Origin of the sequence: Acinetobacter defluvii (assembly GCF_001704615.3) — a bacterium.
GTDB classification, from domain to species: Bacteria; Pseudomonadota; Gammaproteobacteria; order Pseudomonadales; family Moraxellaceae; genus Acinetobacter; species Acinetobacter defluvii.
The window spans coordinates 845,692-863,217 of record NZ_CP029397.2 but is presented as its reverse complement, the minus strand read 5'-3'; the positions used below and the strand labels follow the sequence as shown (position 1 = coordinate 863,217).

Below are 17,526 nucleotides of genomic sequence, written 5' to 3'. Positions count from 1 at the left end.
ATCCCTACCTGTGACATTTATACTTGATAAAATGTAGTTAAACTTTAGCAGCGTGATCCATTAGAACCATTACAACCAAATACTTTTAACGTTCCTGCAAGTGCAAGGTTGCCGTGTACATTTAAACCAGTAAAACCTGTTTCTTTACCTGCATCAAATGCAGAAGTAAAAGTACTGGATACATTTGGATAATTACTTATATTTAAATAACCTTTATTTGCAGCTGTAGCAGGATTAGTAGTGGTCGCACCTGAATCTTTCTCAATTTGTAACGCTGCATAACCGAAGTTACGAATTTTTAGAGGTTGCAAATAATTACCTTTATCATCTATACCAAAACGTAATTGTAAAGCCGTTTTAGTTCCCCCTCCAACACTAACACCATCTAGCTGAAATTTTTCTAGCTGCAATGTTCCTTGTAATTGCTTAAATACCAACCAATACAGATTACCATTCGCATCTTTACGATTGTTAGCTGAGATGGCTAAACGACAATAAACTGAAGCTGCATCTTTACATTCATATTCACGAGAAAGAGAACCATCTGTTGTTACCTTATGATTTAAAGACAATGTCCAGTTTAAATCAGCACCACCTTGTCCATTAATCTCACCTAACTGCTGGTTATTTAAACCGACTAAACCTGCATGAGCCGAAGATGCTAAAAGCAATAAAGAACCCAATATCATTTTCATATTTAAGCTCCTACAAACCTGTCGTTGAAATTTTGAAATGCTGAATAAGTAAACCATCTATGGCAGCAGAGCCTAAATTTACATCGCCAGTCGCACCTCCTTTCATTACAATACCTGTAGCATTTATGCTTCTATCTGCTATCAACGATTTATTATCTGCTGAAAAACCCACTTTACCGATTGCAATACTACTGTGAGTAGCATTTGAACCTTGATATGCAATGTTATTAATAGATGTTATATCAGAACCACAGTAACGCACATTACAGGTTGAACCTTTATAAGTTGTATCCGTTCCCGAATAATCTGTATAAATATTCTTATAAACACTTGCTTGATTTGGAATACGAGTCACTTCAAGACTTAAGTTCTTCCCATCTGGCGTATCGACAATTAAAGGCTGATAAATACTTCCTAAAACCAAGTTGATGTTTGGACTATAAATATAAAGACCTTCTTTATCACTAAATTGCGCTGCACCCGTACCACTAATGGCTGGAGTGGTTAGATCCTTAGTTGTACCTGTCGTTTCTCGGGTACTAATTCTTAAAACTTTATCGTCATTATTTCCACCACTATCTGATAAATAATGTGTATTTAATCGAAGTAATAAACCCAAACCCAAAGTCTTATTATAGCTAGTAGACATTCCACCTGTATTTGTAGCGCCATCTAAAGTCTGAAAAACTCTTAACTTTGAACCATCTAGATATAAACCATTTGCAATCATTTGAAAGCGTAGTTTTTCATCCAAACCAGCCAAAGTGGATGGTGCACCCGTTAAAAAGTTTAAAGGAGGAGCAGCAACTGTTTGGTTACGGGCGAACAAATCTCCCCATAAGCCCAATTTCATTGTGTCATATCTTATCGGTTGTGATTGTAACGCCAAAGGTGCTTCTAATTGTAGATAACTCAAATTATTAGATGTTGATAAGCCAGCAAAATCGGGGACTGTTGCAGTTACTACATTCAATATCCACGGATTAGTTTCAGTCCCTAAGTTTACTCCACTTTTTGTAGCATCTCTTGGATCAGCCGTATTATTAAACCGTGAATTCGTCTCTAAATCTGCTTGTGATAGCGCTAAACCATATATAAAAATATCGGCTTTTTTCGCCCCTGCATTAGCAGCAACAGAGGTTAAAGGTCCTACAGGGATAATACGAATCAAGCCAGTATCTTTAGTACGATCTCCCCATGATGCTTTAGGGTCAGCAACGCTATCTTCAGCTTTTTGAAAAACCATCTTGAAATTTTCTGGTAAAAAAGCAATACCTTCACCTGTAGACTCACTTAAGTTTTCATCCGTTAATGCTTCCAAAGCAAAACACGTTTGAGACAAACTGAGTCCTAGCAGTGAAGCCAGTAGCGTTTTTTTAAACTTTACCGTATAACCGAGCTTAGTCATCTTTGACCTTCCTATGTATACGATGCTCCGCACCATATTTTATTTTTCTAAAACTGCATATTTTTGGACAAATAAACCTTCATAATTCCTGTCCAAATACGGCAAAAATCCAAATTTGCCAACCTATTCTCATTTTCTATTATGCTTAAAATTTTATCAAATGCAAAAAAAATACCGTGTGTTTAATGTATTTCCGATAAAATGCCGCTGATCTATGTTTTTTCATTATAAAAATGAATAGCTTATTTTTTAGAGATAATTGTTTCAAAATTCTTAAAGCTATTTTCAAGAGTTTAAACAGAAAAAAGCGAGTATTTCACTCGCTTTTTTTTGCTATCACATTGAATAAATTATGCTTTTGGTAAAGTCACACCTGTTTGACCTTGATATTTACCACCACGGTCTTTATATGATGTTTCACACACTTCATCAGACTCAAAAAACAACATTTGTGCAACACCTTCACCCGCATAGATTCGTGCAGGTAAATTCGTAGTATTTGAAAACTCAAGTGTGACATGCCCTTCCCACTCTGGTTCTAAAGGAGTGACATTTACAATAATACCGCAACGTGCATAAGTGGATTTGCCCAAACATACCGTCAAAACATTTCGAGGAATACGAAAGTATTCAACAGTACGTGCTAAAGCGAAAGAGTTAGGTGGAATGATACAAACATCTGACTCGATGTCGATAAAGCTTTTATCATCAAAGTTTTTAGGATCGACAATGGCAGAGTGCACATTGGTAAATACTTTAAACTCACGTGCGCAACGAACATCATAACCGTAGCTAGACACACCGTATGAAATCAGCTTTTCACCATTTTCATCAAAACGAACTTGGTTCTCAGCATACGGTTCGATCATGCCGTGTTTTTCGCTCATCTCACGAATCCAACGATCAGACTTAATTGCCATGTGTTTTTTCCAAATGCTTAACTCTATAACTGTGCGTACTTTAACTGAAAATGCGTTTGATTGAAATGTTAAGTACTTTAAAATGCAAGATTGTATTGCATTCACACCATTCTCTATAAGCTCGAAATCGCAGAATAACCAATGGGCACTGAGAATCCAAGTAAAATTAAAGAAGCTGTGCGTTGCATATTAAATGGATTTAACCAAGAAATTTTATTTGAAGTTAGTTTTTTACCCAAAAATATCCAAAAAAAAGCAATCGGAATAATCAAAATCAAAAAAATCAGCATGTGCGATACATAAGCTGCGAAATTATGCCAAACAAAACTTGGAAAAATCACAGATGCAAACAACAAGGCTTTCGGATTAAGCAAAGTAGCACAGAATAAGGCACTCGGGCGAATGGTCGCTCGGGAATAATCTTGTTGCCGCTCTGCCTGATGCCAAAGTTTAAATGCCAAATAAATAATGAATACGGCACTAAACAACTTTAAAATCACAGGAATCATCGGGAATTGTTTGGCTAAACTCCCAATCAATGCCCCCCAAACTGTAATCGAAATAAAATAACCCAATGCTTCGGCAGGAATCAGGCTCAAAGATTTACGCACCCCCACTTGGATGCCAGAAGATGCCAACAAGGTGTTGGTTGGACCAGGAGTCAGTAAAATGGTGACAATCAGTCCCATAAAAAACCATGAAATCATTAAATGACCTCACCAAATCATTGAGCGCAGATTAAATCAGTTCAATTCAGTTATCAAAAAAATAATTGTAAGTAGAGATATAACTTAGATTATAAAAGTTAAATATCACTTTAAATCAAAAACTTAAAACAGGTTACAAAAAACATACTTTAAAGTCACTTATTTGCAACATGTGACATAAATTCTTAATTTTGCATATTTTTTATTCTAAAATAGCTGTTTTCACATATTCTATTTAAGTTTTCTTTCAGTTAGTACTGATATTCTGGATTTATATCCCATTTTACTGTTGTTTTTCTAAACATTCATACAAAATAATTTTCTAATTTTTAATACTCTCATTATGGCAAAGCAATTTTTTCAAGCATGGCTTCCTTCTCCTGAAAAAGTCAATAATATGAAAATAATGAAGATTTTTGGTCAACGCACCTTAAGTTCACAGCTTTGGTATGTCAATCGCAAGTCTATTTCTAAAGCGATATTCATCGGAACTTTTTGGGGAATATTACCGATTCCCTTACATAGCCTATTGATTATTTTAACAGTGCTAGTTTTTGAAGCCAATTTACCTGTGGCTTTATTGATGGCATGGATTATGAATCCATTCACAATCGTACCTATTTTATTTTTTGCATTTTGGATTGGCTCTAAAGTTTATCATGTACATATGATCAATACCGATATGTTACTTGGTGTTTTTCATCAAATTGTGCATTGGATCGAAAATTTCGGACAGGGTCATATTGATTTTATTTTGGCAAAAATTTTAGCAACAGGGCTTGTCTGTGAAGCCCTATTTTTTGCCTTTCTATTTTTTATTGGTATGCGTTTATATTGGCGTTGGAGTACCATAAAAAAATGGCGTAAGCGTCATTCAATATGACAGTTTTATGTCTCTATCCTCGTTTAGCTTAATTTAACACCACTTCAATCAACTCTGAATGTCCTGTCGACAAATCTCCATTTAACCATTGCCAATCTTCAACCAACTTGATGACATCATTGTCTAGTAATTCTATTTTGGTTTTGCATTGTCCTATGCGTAACTCACCCGTAACAGTTAAATGCTGATAGCAAATCTCAAAACTATCATCTGTCAGCATTTGCCCAATGATTGAACCGACTTCTACCACACCACCTTCATATCTTGCTGTAATGACCTTGCCTTTTTGATTGTAATAAAAACGTGTTGCCCCATTCACATCGCCATTTGCTGTATTGGCAAGGCTCATAAAGATTTTATTATTGAGTAGATTTAGATTTTTCATTTATTTTCCATGCTATTGTCTTGGTTTATATCCCCTCCTCTTAAAGCAGAAGAGAGGTTTTAAAATGACAATATCAGAAAATCCGATGGGGGTCTTTTTCGACTTTCGTCAAAGAGTTTTTTATTTTTTCAGCAATTGCCATATAACTCTCTGCTGCAGCATCACCCGCTACCACAGAGGGTCTACCTGCATCGACATTTTCACGGATTTGTACATTTAAAGGTAAGCGTCCAAGCAGTGGAATATCATATTGTGTAGATAGTTGATCACCACCACCTTGACCAAATATTTGCTCTTCATGACCACAGTTTGAGCAAATATGAGTAGACATATTTTCAACAACACCCATGACAGGGATTTGCGCCTTATTAAACAGCTCAATCCCTTTAATAGCATCCATTAATGCGACATTTTGTGGTGTCGTTACAATCACGGCACCTGTCACAGGAATACGCTGCGCCAGCGTCAGTTGAATATCACCTGTACCTGGTGGCATATCAATCATAAGCACATCTAAATCTGGCCATAAGGTTTGATTAAATAACTGCATCAAAGCACCTGTTGCCTTTGGACCACGCCAAGCCACGGGGGTGTTTTCTTTGCCAATCAAATGACCAATCGAAAGTACTGCCATACCGTAGGCTTCAAGCGGCACAAAATTTTCCGCTTCAATCATGGGTGTGCGTCCAGCATTACCAAGCATCGTCGGAATACTTGGACCATAAATATCAGCATCCAACACACCAACTTTTAAGCCCATTTTTTGTAAAGCCAGTGCTAAATTCACAGTTGTGGTTGACTTGCCTACACCACCTTTACCAGAGGAAACCAAAATCACATTTTGAATACGTGGATGCTTGGGTACATCACGTTGTTGGGGCGCAGCTTTTTGAATCGGTGGGTTATTTGGATCTTGTTCTGTTTTAGCCTGTGAAGAAGCATCCACCACAGGCGGTAAATTTTGACTTTTAGATTGATTCTGAGGTTTAGGTTCAGATGAGCAACTGTGCCCTGTTTGTCCATGTTGTTCACTTGAACAGCGATGACCATGCGTATGATCGTGTTGAATTTTTTGTTGAATAACGTGCATATTGAGTTCTTGAATGCCACATTTTTCTAAAGCATCCGCCAAGTCATCATGAATCTTTTGTAAATGATCGGCTTCTTCAGGAAAGGTATTGATGGTTATTTGTAAGATGCGTCCTTCCACATTGACTTGGGTAATTCGATCTTTTAAAGCATTGTTTGAGTTTGGCAAAATATAATTTTGAAGCACATTTTGGATTTCTTGCTCTTTCACCTCTTGTGCAGGAGAAAAAACAGATTTTAAAGAAGAAAGCCACGACATATGTTTGCTCCAAAAGTGGAAATGCATCTAAAGCTATAGTCTAGCGGTAAATTGCACGCAGGTTAAGTCTAGTTCTATCAAGCTTTCTGAATGTACTTATAAATCTTAGTCATTTAGTTGGTTTTATTGCTTGGTACTTTTTATAATATTCGCTAAATACTGTAGTTATTTTCATAGAAAATGCGCTTTATGATCACATAAAACGCATTTAAATCATTTTAAATCCATATATTAGCCTTGCTGATCTTTATCTTGCTCATCTGTTTTTACAGTATCATTTTTTTTCAAAGCATTCATTTTTTCAGTGGCTACTTTTTTAAGTTCATCAAACTTGGTGGTTGCTTGTGCTTTTAGCTCATCAAACTTAACTGCAGCCTCTTGTTTCAGTTCATTTGCTTTGATTTTAGCTTCTTCAAGTTTATGACTGGCTTCAGTTTTTAAATGATCAAACTTTTCTTGTGCTTGTTGCTGAGCATCACTCCATTTGGCTTTGGCATCCTCTAACCCCGAATGTGAAGTCGCTGTATGCTCTTCCGTCTGAGCATCTTTTTTCAATTCATTGAGCTTTTTTTCAGCCTCAAGTTGTGCTGCTTTGGCATCATGCTTTACATCATTGATAACTTTTTCGCCTGCAAGTTTTGCCTCGTCAGCTTTAATTTTCAGATCATCACCCAATTCCGATGCTTTTGTTTTTAAATCTTCAACTTTATTTTCTATTGTCATGTCATCACCCTCTTTTCAGGTTATTGTGAATCAAATTTAAGCTTTCTAAGCTTGATGATTCAGTTATACACTGATTTTTTATTGATAAATTATTTCACTGCAATTTGCAATAAATACCATACGCAATGTTACGAACGAACATTTATGCCAATTTGTTATTTATAAATATATTCTAAATAATACACAAATCATTGATATAGATAAACTATTTCAGTAGAGTAATAATTTTAGGAGTCAACAAGTTAGTACTATGTCGCCCAAAATCATTGAAAAAATACGACGCATCTGTGATGAAAAAATCAGCAAAAAAGGTGAAAATGTTGGACTGTCTTTTTATGCGTTCTTTGCAAATAAAAATGATGATCCCGAAACATTGATGCAAGTTGCAATTTGATGGATTCAAACCCATCAACTCGATCATTTCGAAAAAGCGATAAAGATCAAGAAAATGATTGAGGAGGAATATGGAAAATAAGCCATGAAATACTTAATCAAAGGGGATGATAAGTGTGTTTATGACGTTTGCTTGTAACACTTACTTTAATCATTTTCCGTATATTCAAAAACATATAATTACCACTCCATATTCCAATTAGTAAGGGAATCAAAAATATGCTTAGGCTAATGATACCAAATAATAGGCTTTCTACGATTTCGCCCATTCTGCCATCGAGGAATTGAAAGAGAAAAATTAAGATAAACCAAACTAGGGCAAATAAACGGAAGACTTTAAAAAAACGTTGTATTTCAAATAGTTTTTGAGGTGCATTTAAAAATCTAAAAATAAGCCAATAGCTGATAAATGCCATTAACACCAAAAATGGCGTGAGATAAAGTATAACTTCAATCCCACGATAAGCAGTTCGTTCAGATGCAGCAACAAATAAATCACCATGATAAAAGCTTAAAAATAGACAAAAAGGAATCACAAGACTAAATACCGACACCACACTGGCAAAGATTGCCGAGAAAAATAATGTCCAAGATCTCATTTTCATTATCCTTTTTTTGAACTTGGTCTTATTCTGCCTATTTGAATTGTGATTTATATGAGAAAAATGTGAAATTTAGGTGAAGTTGCTTAACACCTGATCGTACTCATAAAACTCACTGCGCTCAACAACCAAACCCACAACACAAAACAACGCCCTTGATGAAAATGATTTAACTCTGTGCCATGCAAAATATTATGCCGAGTTGCTGTCACAGTCGAACTATTGTCCATTTTATAGGCAGCTAATTCTGAAAAATACGGATTCAATTCACGGGCAATTTTAACTTTGTGCCACAAGCTTTTAATTTCATGACCTTTTAAACCCGGTACGATTTTATAGACATCGACAAACTTGGTGTCTTGCTGCTTTAAATAGCCCTGCTGAATCAAAATATCGGTCAATAAACCTTCTAACTGTGCATAAAGAATAGGAACGCAACCTGCATAAAATCCTAGTTCATACAGTTTAAACGCTTCTTCAATCACGTTTTTGCGTAAAGCCTTATTTTCACCGATTTTTAATACATCCAAAGCCTGAAAAAATGTAGTTTGAAAACGCTGACCATTTACCACATTTAAGAGATTAAAATTGTTTAAATCTTCAACGTCATGAATATCTTGCCAAACATACAGTAAATGCAACGCATCATTGGCAACTTTAGCATCTAATTCCTGATTTAGCTCATCGGCGAGCACGTTGAAATAAGGCTCTTTTTCTGCCAACTGATGCAAAGTTTTTTGTAAATAACGATGCTCATCTTCTGTAATATCTTCAAGGTAGTATTGTGCTTCTTTTAAGATATTTTTTCCAAATTGCTGCTGACTGCCTTTATTTTGTGGAATACGGTTCACAGTTCGGTCGAAATCAAATTCATCATTAAAACGATGCTCTAACGTACTATTATCAAAGGTATTTTTATGAATCATGTTTAGATTACTCTCAGCAATGACAAGTTTGGAAATAGACAACAATATTCTATCTGAATGACTCATTGAAAATGTGAATTTGTATAAAAATCTACATTTGCAAAGAATTCCCCTATTCTATTGTGCATCTTCATAGCAATTACGTTAAAATCAATGCCCTTGCATTAACTTTGAGAAAGAGAGTTATATCCGTGCGAAATATCTTAGTCACTAACGCCCTTCCATACGCAAATGGTCCGATTCATATGGGTCATTTACTCGGTTACATCCAAGCAGATATCTGGGTTCGTGCCATGCGTGCAATGGGTCATAACGTGACTTATGTCTGCGCGGATGATGCACACGGGACAGCGATTATGCTGCGTGCAGAAGCCAACGGTATTACACCTGAAGCGCAAATCGCCAATGTTCAAAAAGAACATATCCGTGATTTTGATGGTTTTAATGTAATTTTTGATCATTATGACTCTACACATAGTGAAGAAAATAAAAACCGTTCTTCTGAGATTTATATCAAAAACCGTGAAGCAGGCAATATTGCGATTCGTCCTGTGACACAGTTATTTGACCCTGAAAAACAAATGTTCTTATCTGACCGTTTCATCAAAGGCACATGTCCAAAATGTAAAGCGGAAGATCAGTATGGCGACTCATGTGAAGTCTGCGGTACAACCTATAACGCAACAGAATTATTAAACCCACGTTCTACTTTGAGTGGTGCAACACCAATCGAAAAATCATCAGATCATTACTTCTTTAAACTGCCTAACTTTACAGAATATTTGCAAAAATGGACACGTGACGAAGGTCGTCTCCCTGTTTCTATCGCAAACAAGTTGGATGAATGGTTTGAAAATGGCTTGAATGACTGGGACATCTCACGTGATGCACCTTATTTCGGCTTTGAAATTCCTGATGCACCAAATAAATATTTCTATGTTTGGGTGGATGCACCGATTGGTTATATGTCCAGTTTTGAAAACTACGTGAAAACCAAACGTCCAGACCTAAGCTTTGATGATTATTGGAAAAAAGATTCTAAAAATGAGGTCTATCATTTCATTGGTAAAGACATCGTGTATTTCCATGCGCTGTTCTGGCCTGCAATGCTTGAAGGTGCAAATTACCGTACGCCTACAGGTTTATTTGTAAATGGTTTCTTGACAGTCAATGGTCAAAAGATGTCGAAATCTCGTGGCACATTCATCAAAGCAGAAACGTATTTAGAGCATTTAAATCCTGAATATTTACGTTATTACTTTGCGTCTAAATTGTCTGATAAAGTTGAAGATTCTGACTTAAACCTTGATGATTTCGTACAAAAAGTAAATTCTGACCTTATTGGTAAAGTCGTAAACATTGCCAGTCGTTGTGCAAAATTCATTAACACCAAGTTTGAGAATAAGTTATCTGTAACCTGTGCAGAACCTGAACTGGTTCAAAGCTTTATTGATGCTGGTGACTCGATTGCCAAATCTTATGAAGCACGTGAATTTTCGACTGCAATCCGTGAAATCATGGCGCTTGCAGACAAAGCCAATCAATATATTGATGAGAAAAAGCCTTGGGCTTTAGCTAAAGTTGAAGGTGAAGAACAACAAGTTCATGACGTATGTTCTGTAGGGATTAACCTATTCCGTCAATTGGCTGTGTACCTTGCGCCTGTACTGCCTACACTTGCACAGCAAGTTCAAGACTTCTTAAAACTTGAATCTTTCGACTTTGTATCGAATAAAACTGTATTGGTTGATCATGAAATTGCTTTATTCCAACCGTTAATGCAACGTGTTGATCCTAAAGCGGTTACTGCGATGGTGGATGCTTCTAAAGATTCTTTAGCTGCTGCTGCCGAAGCTCCAAAAGTTGAGAAGAAGAAAGAAAAAGCTAAAGAGAAAAAGCCTGAGCCTAAAGTGGGTGAAGCTGTTTCTGAAAACAATGTTATTGGCATCGAAGATTTTATGAAAATTGATCTTCGTGTGGCAGAAGTTTTAGATGCAGCAACTGTTGAGGGTTCTGACAAACTTCTTCAACTCACTTTGAATGTGTGTGAAGCTGAACCACGTAATGTATTCAGTGGTATTCGTGAGTTTTACCAACCTGAAGACTTAAAAGGCAAATTAGTCGTGATGGTGGCGAACCTTGCACCTCGTAAAATGCGCTTTGGTATTTCAAATGGTATGGTTTTAGCTGCGGGCAATGGCGAAGGTGTTTGGGTCATTTCACCTGAAAGCGGTGCTAAAGCGGGTGATAAGGTTTCTTAACCTCTAAAATTTTAAGATGGAAGCCTCTACTGATGTAGGGGCTTTTTTAACTCAAATTGTATGCTCTTGTTATTTTATGGAAAAGATGCTTTAAAAACCAATAAATTTAATTAATCAAATAAATGTGTTTAATTAATAATATACTTTATTACATCTATTCTTCCATTCTCATATTTTTTGCCAATTGAGCTATTTCATTTTTAAAGTTTTTTGCTATATTTTCAAATTTTACTTGTGCTTTTACGAAATCCTGAACATCGATTTTCTTATCTATGTTCATATATTTAACAATTTCACTTCTAGCTAAATTGACTTTTTCGTATTCCACTTCCAACTCTGGAAAATGTATATTTAATAAAGTAATTAATTTTTGAAACTCACCAGAAAGAGAATTTTCAGGATTCTTTAGCAGTTCAAATAATTCTGATTCACTAATTTTTTTACTATGAAAATATAAATAATTCAGATAACCAACAGAAAAAAATGTACACCATTTTTCAAACAATTCATAACTTTCCTCTAGTTTATTTAATCTAAGTTCTTTGTTTTTTAATCCTGATTGAAACCTAAAATTTCTCTCTAAAGACTTCATATTAAAATAGTTAGTAATAAATACAGCCGTTAAAGTCGAAATTGCGGTTATAAGACCCGCTAAAATTGGTAGCATTTCTTTATTCATTGATTTCCACTCAAAAATGATCATACAAAATATTACTTATTATATTTTATAACCAATCAACTTAAATTTATCTTCTAAAAACTACCCATAAAAAATCTGCCTTTTCACACCAATATTTTTTCATCAATAAAAAGTCCAAACACTCATCAATCCATGTTAAAAAATAAACAACAATAATTTTATTTAAACGATCATGAAAAAATCCATTTTAGCTATTACAGTCTCCATCACACTATTCAGCTCATTTTCAACTGTGGCAGAAACTACAAAGACTCTACCAATCATTGAACAGCAATCCCAAGTCGCAGGTTACTATCAACATCAAGTCGGCAATACCCAAATCACCGCCCTGCTCGATGGCACAAACTTTATGTCACCGACTTTGTTTAAAGACATTTCCCAAGATCAAGTGCATGAAATTTTAAAAAAATACCATACAGATCAAGCCAAAGGCGTACAAACTTCCATTAATGCCTTTTTGGTCAATACAGGAAATTCTCTCGTTTTGGTCGACAGTGGTACAGCCGATTGCTTTGGTGCACATTTAGGTTCTGTGCTGAAAAATCTCAAAGCTGCAGGTTATCAACCTGAACAAGTGGATACGATTTTACTGACCCATTTACACCCTGATCATGTCTGTGGCGTGAGTAAAGATGGTATAGCGAATTATCCCAATGCCACGATTTATGTCTCAGAAGATGAAGCGAATTATTGGTTAGACCCAAAACAACTCAGTAAAATTCCGAAAGAACAAAAAGACAATTACACAGGCACAGTCGAAAAAATTAAAGCAGCACTTGCACCATATCAGGCTAAACAGCAATTTAAAACTTTTAAATTAGGCGACAACATCAAAGGTTTTGAAGTCATCAATACCGCAGGTCATACACCGGGGCATTTTAGTTATAAGCTTAAAACAACGGGCGAAGATGTGATTTTTATTGGTGATATTGTGCATTCTCATACCGTACAATTTGATCAACCTGAAACAGCGATTGAATACGATATTGATCCGAAAAAAGCAGTACAAACCCGCTTAAAACAGTTTGCTGATTATGCGAAACATGGACAAACCATTGCCGCACCACATTTACCATTTCCAGGCATTGGACATATTTATTCAGCAGATGGGAAAAGCTATCAGTGGATTCCTGTACATTTTAAGGATTGATTTAAAATCGAAAGAAGCTCTTTTTACAGGGGGCTTCTTAATAGTATAAAGCGCCTTGTACCTGACCTTCATCTACAAATATTTGAATGTTTGGTGCCAACTTAAATCCCAATTGATTTTTGACCAGTTCGCAGAAGCGAGTAATTCTATTTTATTTTTCATTTTAGATAGCAACTTGATTTTTTTAAGCTTAGCTCAGGAAACTTAAATACATTTATTCACTTCTTTTTAAGATCTTCCCATTTTCTTTCACAACATTTCCATCATAGATATATGTCATTTTATGCTTTGCAACTTGTCGTTCTTGCTCTTCACTCTCAGGTGCACCCATAAAATCTGGCATTGTGATGACGATTTGATTTGTTTGTGCAGAAACTTTGATTAAATCTGAACATGACCCAAATGCTGGTGAAACAGTTAACTGCTTGGTAGGTGTTACTTTCACAAAATATAAAGTGACAGGACAACCACTTCCGCCGATTTCCTCCACTAAAGCTACATCATTGTTCTGTAATTTATAAATGTTTTCAATAGATAAACCATTATTTCCCTCTATCACAGGTGTCACCAACTTTTGATTAAAATAGAGCGCACCTTGAGGGTAAGTCTGTGATTCTTTGATCTGAAATTTACCATAACGAGATGAAACCTTACTTTCACTCGCATGAGCAGTCATCCATGTAGTAGAGATTATTAGCATCAATATTGTTTTATAAAACATTATTTTTCCTTATTATTTTAAAGTTCTTATCACTTCATCCCAAAAATTAACTTCAAGCCAAGCAAGGTCATCACTCCACCTGCAATACGATCAAAGACTTTTTTAAACTTTAAATACACTTTACGAGGTTTTTCCGCAGACAAAGCAACCGCAACCAACGAATACCAACCAGCATCGATAAAAAAACATAAAATTGGCAAAACAAAATAATAATAGGTTGGGAATTCTTTCGGTAAAAGTGCAGTAAAAACACTGGCTAAAATAATGGCTATTTTAGGATTACTCAACTGTGTAATTAAGCCCAAACGATACGCTTGTGCGAAACTCATTACTCTAGCAGTTGCACTTACTTGCTCGATTGGTTCTTTGGCATGCTTAATAATTTTATAAGCCAAATAAAGCAGATATAAACCACCACAAATTTTTAAAGCCAGATAAGCAGAAGGCACAGCCAATAAAACAGCTTGTAAACCAATCACCGCTAAAAAACCAAAAATCGCTGCGCCTGTGCCTGTACCTAAAGCGGTAAATAAACCATGCTTACGTGAAATCGCAATTGAATTTTTTGCTACATAGATAAATGCAGGTCCAGGACTGATTGCACCTAACATCAGTGCTAAAGCAATTGAACCTAAAACAATCAAAGATTCCACGAAATCTACCTACACCAAATTTTCAGATATTTTAACTGATCAGACACCAAAAGAATCTATTTATTTGCATTTTCTAGTAATTTCAAACACACAATTTAGCTACTTAAAAACAACAGAAATTTGCGCTTGGACGCTATTTTAAAGTTGTATTTCAATTCATCACAATACGATAATCAACTAAACATGGTTTTTGGATTAAAACTTGTTGTTGTCCATTCTCGCCTTTTCGCCCTGTATTGAAATTAAAAGAAAAGTCACCATTATCTTCAAAATAAGCCGTTAATGGGTCAGTCAGTGATTTAAATTGAGGGACTTTATTGTTTAACACCAAACGCACACGAAAATCGGGAACACTATAAAAAACCAATGAATCAGGCATATTTTTTAAACTGTGTTCATAAGTCACCATACAATTTTGTGCAGCATTCATGGCTTTAAAATCAGCATATTGCTTTTGTTGATTTTGATCACTGATGACAGTCAAAATATGTCCTGAACCTGTAGCGCCATATAAAAACCCGATACGATTTGCTGAGAACTGATATAGCTTGACATGATGTGACCAATCTTCAATTAGAACTTCACGCTGCCCTTTTGCATTATATAAAACATAATCACAGTGAAAACCATTTTGATCACAAAACTCTTTTTGAATCTTTACCTTTGCAGCACGTCCTAACACTTCTGCGTTGGGATCAACCTCATAAGCTGTTGACGACTGGGCAAAAAGCATAGGACTATTCAGACTTATTAGGCAGAAAATAAAGGTTTTAAATTGTATTTTAGACATAATTTTCCCACATACTTTCCTGATATGATCAATGCTTGAGACATGGTGATGTCGCTGAGGAATAGTTTTTACCCCAAGTTCGATAGCCTTGCGTATCTATATGAAAGCGGTTGTTACCATATGCCCCAAATCCCATTTTATAGCGCTTGCCTTCTTTACGCCAAAATTCACATAAACCTTGTTCTAGTTTTTGGCTTGTCTCTGCGTTTGTTTCTTTAGGGTTCAACACATGAAAATCTACAGCAAAATTTTGCAGATGTTTACTTTTTTTAGCGCCTTTCACACATTGGTTTAATTCAGGATTACGATAAGTTGCGGTGATGGTATACGTTTTAAAATACTCACTCTGCTGTAGTTTTTCTAACAAAATCAAACTTGGTTTGAGATTATTCCAGTATTTTTTCGGTGGAATACTAAAACGTGCATATTCACACTTTTCAGGCATAAAATTTCGATTAGTGACAAGTTCCATCATTGGCGGAGGTTGTTTCATAAAGTTTGCAAAAAATTGCTGATATTCTTTAAAAAGTTTCGGGTCTTGTTGTTGTTTCCATGCTAAATATTGCTGCTTCAATTTTGAAGTCGCTTGTGTTTTTTGTTGCGGTGCGTCTTCAGACTGTTGCGAACATGCAGCGAGCAAACAAATCGTCATGAAAAGAATCGTTTTTACTTTTTGTTGATAGGTCACAGCATTACTCTAATTACTGATATATAAATTATTTTTAATAGATTTACTTCAATCACTTATTCTAGGTAAGTTTTAGAAATATTGCATTTCTATTTACAAAAAAGCACATGCGTATTGATTTAAAAGAAAAATATTTTCCAAAAATTTGGTTCGATTGTTTATTTCATAAAATCATTTTAAACTGATTCTTCCACGATAAAACTCTGTCAAAATTTTGTGTTTAATACCATCGCTCATACGCTTTCTGACCAAACCTTAAGCTTAGACTCTTCTATTCAACTGACCATTAAACGACTGGATCAAATCCATCCACAAATTTCAGGCAATAAGTTTTTTAAATTAAAATACAATTTCTTAGCAGCCAAGCAACATGCCAAAAATACACTGATCACCTTTGGTGGTGCATATTCTAATCATATTGCAGCAACTGCTTATGCTGCGCATCGTTTTGGATTTCAAAGTGTTGGCATTATTCGTGGAGAAGAATTGGCAAAAAAACCACTAAATCCAACTTTAGCTACAGCACAACAGTTTGGCATGCAGTTAAATTTTATTTCCCGTGAACAATATCGTTTAAAAAACCAGAGAGAATATTTAGCGGAACTCGAAACACACTATCCAAATAGTTATATCATTCCTGAAGGTGGGACAAACCAACTTGCGATTCAGGGCTGTAGTGAAATTTTAACCCCATATGATCGAGAAAATTATGATGTGATCTGCTGTGCTGTGGGTACAGGGGGCACGATTACAGGCTTAATTGAAGCAAGCACTGCCCACCAACATATTTTAGGATTTTCAGCATTAAAAGGAACTTTTCTAAACGATGTGGTCGCTCAATTAACATCGAAAAAAAATTGGAAAATATTAGATAACTATTGTTTTGGTGGTTATGCCAAAACCACACCAGAATTATTTGAATTTATTGAAAGTTTTGAAAAAAAATATCAGATTCCTTTAGAGCAAGTTTACACAGGAAAAATGCTATTTGGTATTTTTGATCTCATTTCAAAAGGCTATTTTTCTGAAAACACCCGAATATTGGCGATTCATAGTGGCGGTTTACAAGGCAAAGCTGCTTTATAAACCATTGAAAAACGCCACTTAAAGAACTTAAACTTGTATGGATTTATTGTCATTTAACGCAATTAAGCCTTTGATTAAACGATAGACATTCCAAACAAAAACCACAAATAAAATGACAAACCCAATCAGTACAATCGCTAATAATCCACCAATGACATATCCTGCCAAACTGATCCAAAAAGTTTTAATTTGATAATTTACATGACTTTCCAACCATGTGCCACGCATCTCATCACGCTTAATATAATTCATAATAATTGCAATAAGCCATGTAAAACCAACCACATAACCTACGAGATATAGGATATAACTAATCTGATTATATTGTTTAAGTGAAGCAAGGTCTGTGTCAGTTTTTGATAAATTATTCATGTTTTAACCTTATATTTATAAAGCTTATTTATACTACAAAAATATTTTAAGTTTCATTTAAGCTGTCTTACAAAATTAAATCATTTGTAAATGAGTGCTCAGTGAGTTTGAAATA

General features: G+C 35.3%; 19 protein-coding genes and 1 pseudogene. 5 read left to right on the top strand and 15 right to left on the bottom strand.

The features are described 5' to 3' along the window. Window positions 1-44: 44 nt before the first annotated feature. The 4 genes from DJ533_RS06490 to DJ533_RS06475 form a co-directional block, all read right to left on the bottom strand. A complete protein-coding gene (locus tag DJ533_RS06490) occupies window positions 45-695 on the bottom strand; it encodes a hypothetical protein (protein ID WP_065993650.1) in 651 nt (216 codons plus the stop codon). 10 nt (window positions 696-705) lie between these two features. Continuing rightward, window positions 706-2,103, bottom strand: a complete 1,398-nt coding sequence (locus DJ533_RS06485; protein ID WP_065993651.1) for a hypothetical protein — start codon at window positions 2,101-2,103, stop codon at window positions 706-708. A 350-nt stretch (window positions 2,104-2,453) separates the two neighbouring features. Then, window positions 2,454-3,023, bottom strand: coding sequence for a dCTP deaminase (dcd, locus tag DJ533_RS06480; protein ID WP_065993652.1), 570 nt, complete (start codon window positions 3,021-3,023; stop codon window positions 2,454-2,456). 113 nt (window positions 3,024-3,136) lie between these two features. Further along, a complete protein-coding gene (locus tag DJ533_RS06475) occupies window positions 3,137-3,730 on the bottom strand; it encodes a LysE family translocator (protein ID WP_065993653.1) in 594 nt (197 codons plus the stop codon). Between the two features lie 343 nt (window positions 3,731-4,073). On the opposite strand from DJ533_RS06475, the gene DJ533_RS06470 reads away from it, so the two are divergent. After that, on the top strand, window positions 4,074-4,613 hold the full coding sequence (locus DJ533_RS06470; protein ID WP_065993654.1) for a DUF2062 domain-containing protein: 540 nt from the start codon (window positions 4,074-4,076) through the stop codon (window positions 4,611-4,613). A 28-nt stretch (window positions 4,614-4,641) separates the two neighbouring features. On the opposite strand, the gene DJ533_RS06465 is transcribed toward DJ533_RS06470, so the two are convergent. From DJ533_RS06465 to DJ533_RS06455, 3 genes are all read right to left on the bottom strand, one after another. After that, window positions 4,642-4,998: a hypothetical protein gene (locus tag DJ533_RS06465; RefSeq protein WP_065993655.1), complete on the bottom strand. Its 357-nt coding sequence runs from the start codon at window positions 4,996-4,998 to the stop codon at window positions 4,642-4,644. Between the two features lie 73 nt (window positions 4,999-5,071). Next, a complete protein-coding gene (apbC, locus tag DJ533_RS06460) occupies window positions 5,072-6,346 on the bottom strand; it encodes an iron-sulfur cluster carrier protein ApbC (RefSeq protein ID WP_065993656.1) in 1,275 nt (424 codons plus the stop codon). Between the two features lie 231 nt (window positions 6,347-6,577). Continuing rightward, entirely contained in the window at window positions 6,578-7,069 is a 492-nt protein-coding gene (locus tag DJ533_RS06455) for a hypothetical protein (RefSeq protein WP_065993657.1), read from the bottom strand. A gap of 250 nt (window positions 7,070-7,319) precedes the next feature. Between DJ533_RS06455 and DJ533_RS06450 the strand changes: the two are divergent. After that, window positions 7,320-7,544, top strand: a pseudogene (locus DJ533_RS06450) (DUF6500 family protein). Window positions 7,545-7,560: 16 nt separating this feature from the next. On the opposite strand, the gene DJ533_RS06445 reads toward DJ533_RS06450, so the two are convergent. Together DJ533_RS06445 and DJ533_RS06440 are read right to left on the bottom strand one after the other, a co-directional pair. Then, window positions 7,561-8,061: a hypothetical protein gene (locus DJ533_RS06445; protein WP_065993658.1), complete on the bottom strand. Its 501-nt coding sequence runs from the start codon at window positions 8,059-8,061 to the stop codon at window positions 7,561-7,563. Window positions 8,062-8,150: 89 nt separating this feature from the next. Next, entirely contained in the window at window positions 8,151-8,990 is an 840-nt protein-coding gene (locus DJ533_RS06440; RefSeq protein ID WP_065993659.1) for a hypothetical protein, read from the bottom strand. A gap of 191 nt (window positions 8,991-9,181) precedes the next feature. Here DJ533_RS06440 and metG point away from each other — a divergent pair, with 191 nt between their 5' ends. Further along, window positions 9,182-11,251: a methionine--tRNA ligase gene (gene metG, locus DJ533_RS06435; protein WP_065993660.1), complete on the top strand. Its 2,070-nt coding sequence runs from the start codon at window positions 9,182-9,184 to the stop codon at window positions 11,249-11,251. A 154-nt stretch (window positions 11,252-11,405) separates the two neighbouring features. Here metG and DJ533_RS06430 read toward each other — a convergent pair whose 3' ends face one another. Beyond that, the gene (locus DJ533_RS06430; RefSeq protein ID WP_065993661.1) at window positions 11,406-11,930 is read right to left on the bottom strand and encodes a hypothetical protein; all 525 of its coding nucleotides are present in this window, start codon (window positions 11,928-11,930) and stop codon (window positions 11,406-11,408) included. Window positions 11,931-12,123: 193 nt separating this feature from the next. Here DJ533_RS06430 and DJ533_RS06425 point away from each other — a divergent pair, with 193 nt between their 5' ends. Beyond that, window positions 12,124-13,101, top strand: a complete 978-nt coding sequence (locus DJ533_RS06425) for an MBL fold metallo-hydrolase (protein WP_065993662.1) — start codon at window positions 12,124-12,126, stop codon at window positions 13,099-13,101. 214 nt (window positions 13,102-13,315) lie between these two features. Here the strand turns inward: DJ533_RS06425 and DJ533_RS06420 are convergent, their stop codons facing one another. From DJ533_RS06420 to DJ533_RS06405, 4 genes are all read right to left on the bottom strand, one after another. Beyond that, window positions 13,316-13,822 (bottom strand): hypothetical protein, encoded by a 507-nt coding sequence (locus DJ533_RS06420; protein WP_065993663.1) that lies wholly within the window; start codon window positions 13,820-13,822, stop codon window positions 13,316-13,318. Window positions 13,823-13,851: 29 nt separating this feature from the next. Continuing rightward, window positions 13,852-14,475: a LysE family translocator gene (locus DJ533_RS06415; RefSeq protein ID WP_065993664.1), complete on the bottom strand. Its 624-nt coding sequence runs from the start codon at window positions 14,473-14,475 to the stop codon at window positions 13,852-13,854. Window positions 14,476-14,626: 151 nt separating this feature from the next. Then, window positions 14,627-15,265 carry a hypothetical protein gene (locus DJ533_RS06410; protein ID WP_065993665.1) on the bottom strand — a complete coding sequence of 213 codons (639 nt, stop codon included), beginning with the start codon at window positions 15,263-15,265 and terminating at the stop codon, window positions 14,627-14,629. 28 nt (window positions 15,266-15,293) lie between these two features. Further along, entirely contained in the window at window positions 15,294-15,953 is a 660-nt protein-coding gene (locus DJ533_RS06405) for a D-Ala-D-Ala carboxypeptidase family metallohydrolase (RefSeq protein ID WP_228716521.1), read from the bottom strand. Between the two features lie 216 nt (window positions 15,954-16,169). Between DJ533_RS06405 and DJ533_RS06400 the strand changes: the two genes are divergently transcribed. Continuing rightward, a complete protein-coding gene (locus DJ533_RS06400) occupies window positions 16,170-17,039 on the top strand; it encodes a 1-aminocyclopropane-1-carboxylate deaminase/D-cysteine desulfhydrase (protein WP_065993666.1) in 870 nt (289 codons plus the stop codon). Between the two features lie 27 nt (window positions 17,040-17,066). Here DJ533_RS06400 and DJ533_RS06395 read toward each other — a convergent pair whose 3' ends face one another. Next, on the bottom strand, window positions 17,067-17,411 hold the full coding sequence (locus tag DJ533_RS06395; RefSeq protein WP_065993667.1) for a DUF4870 family protein: 345 nt from the start codon (window positions 17,409-17,411) through the stop codon (window positions 17,067-17,069). Window positions 17,412-17,526: the final 115 nt, after the last annotated feature.

What these genes read in the sequence shown, in the direction of transcription:
- DJ533_RS06490 (WP_065993650.1), bottom strand. Translation starts at nt 695, where the DNA reads ATGAAAATGATATTGGGTTCTTTATTGCTTTTAGCATCTTCGGCTCAT.
- DJ533_RS06485 (WP_065993651.1), bottom strand. Translation starts at nt 2,103, where the DNA reads ATGACTAAGCTCGGTTATACGGTAAAGTTTAAAAAAACGCTACTGGCT.
- dcd (WP_065993652.1), bottom strand. Translation starts at nt 3,023, where the DNA reads ATGGCAATTAAGTCTGATCGTTGGATTCGTGAGATGAGCGAAAAACAC.
- DJ533_RS06475 (WP_065993653.1), bottom strand. Translation starts at nt 3,730, where the DNA reads ATGATTTCATGGTTTTTTATGGGACTGATTGTCACCATTTTACTGACT.
- DJ533_RS06470 (WP_065993654.1), top strand. Translation starts at nt 4,074, where the DNA reads ATGGCAAAGCAATTTTTTCAAGCATGGCTTCCTTCTCCTGAAAAAGTC.
- DJ533_RS06465 (WP_065993655.1), bottom strand. Translation starts at nt 4,998, where the DNA reads ATGAAAAATCTAAATCTACTCAATAATAAAATCTTTATGAGCCTTGCC.
- apbC (WP_065993656.1), bottom strand. Translation starts at nt 6,346, where the DNA reads ATGTCGTGGCTTTCTTCTTTAAAATCTGTTTTTTCTCCTGCACAAGAG.
- DJ533_RS06455 (WP_065993657.1), bottom strand. Translation starts at nt 7,069, where the DNA reads ATGACAATAGAAAATAAAGTTGAAGATTTAAAAACAAAAGCATCGGAA.
- DJ533_RS06445 (WP_065993658.1), bottom strand. Translation starts at nt 8,061, where the DNA reads ATGAGATCTTGGACATTATTTTTCTCGGCAATCTTTGCCAGTGTGGTG.
- DJ533_RS06440 (WP_065993659.1), bottom strand. Translation starts at nt 8,990, where the DNA reads ATGATTCATAAAAATACCTTTGATAATAGTACGTTAGAGCATCGTTTT.
- DJ533_RS06430 (WP_065993661.1), bottom strand. Translation starts at nt 11,930, where the DNA reads ATGAATAAAGAAATGCTACCAATTTTAGCGGGTCTTATAACCGCAATT.
- DJ533_RS06425 (WP_065993662.1), top strand. Translation starts at nt 12,124, where the DNA reads ATGAAAAAATCCATTTTAGCTATTACAGTCTCCATCACACTATTCAGC.
- DJ533_RS06420 (WP_065993663.1), bottom strand. Translation starts at nt 13,822, where the DNA reads ATGTTTTATAAAACAATATTGATGCTAATAATCTCTACTACATGGATG.
- DJ533_RS06410 (WP_065993665.1), bottom strand. Translation starts at nt 15,265, where the DNA reads ATGTCTAAAATACAATTTAAAACCTTTATTTTCTGCCTAATAAGTCTG.
- DJ533_RS06395 (WP_065993667.1), bottom strand. Translation starts at nt 17,411, where the DNA reads ATGAATAATTTATCAAAAACTGACACAGACCTTGCTTCACTTAAACAA.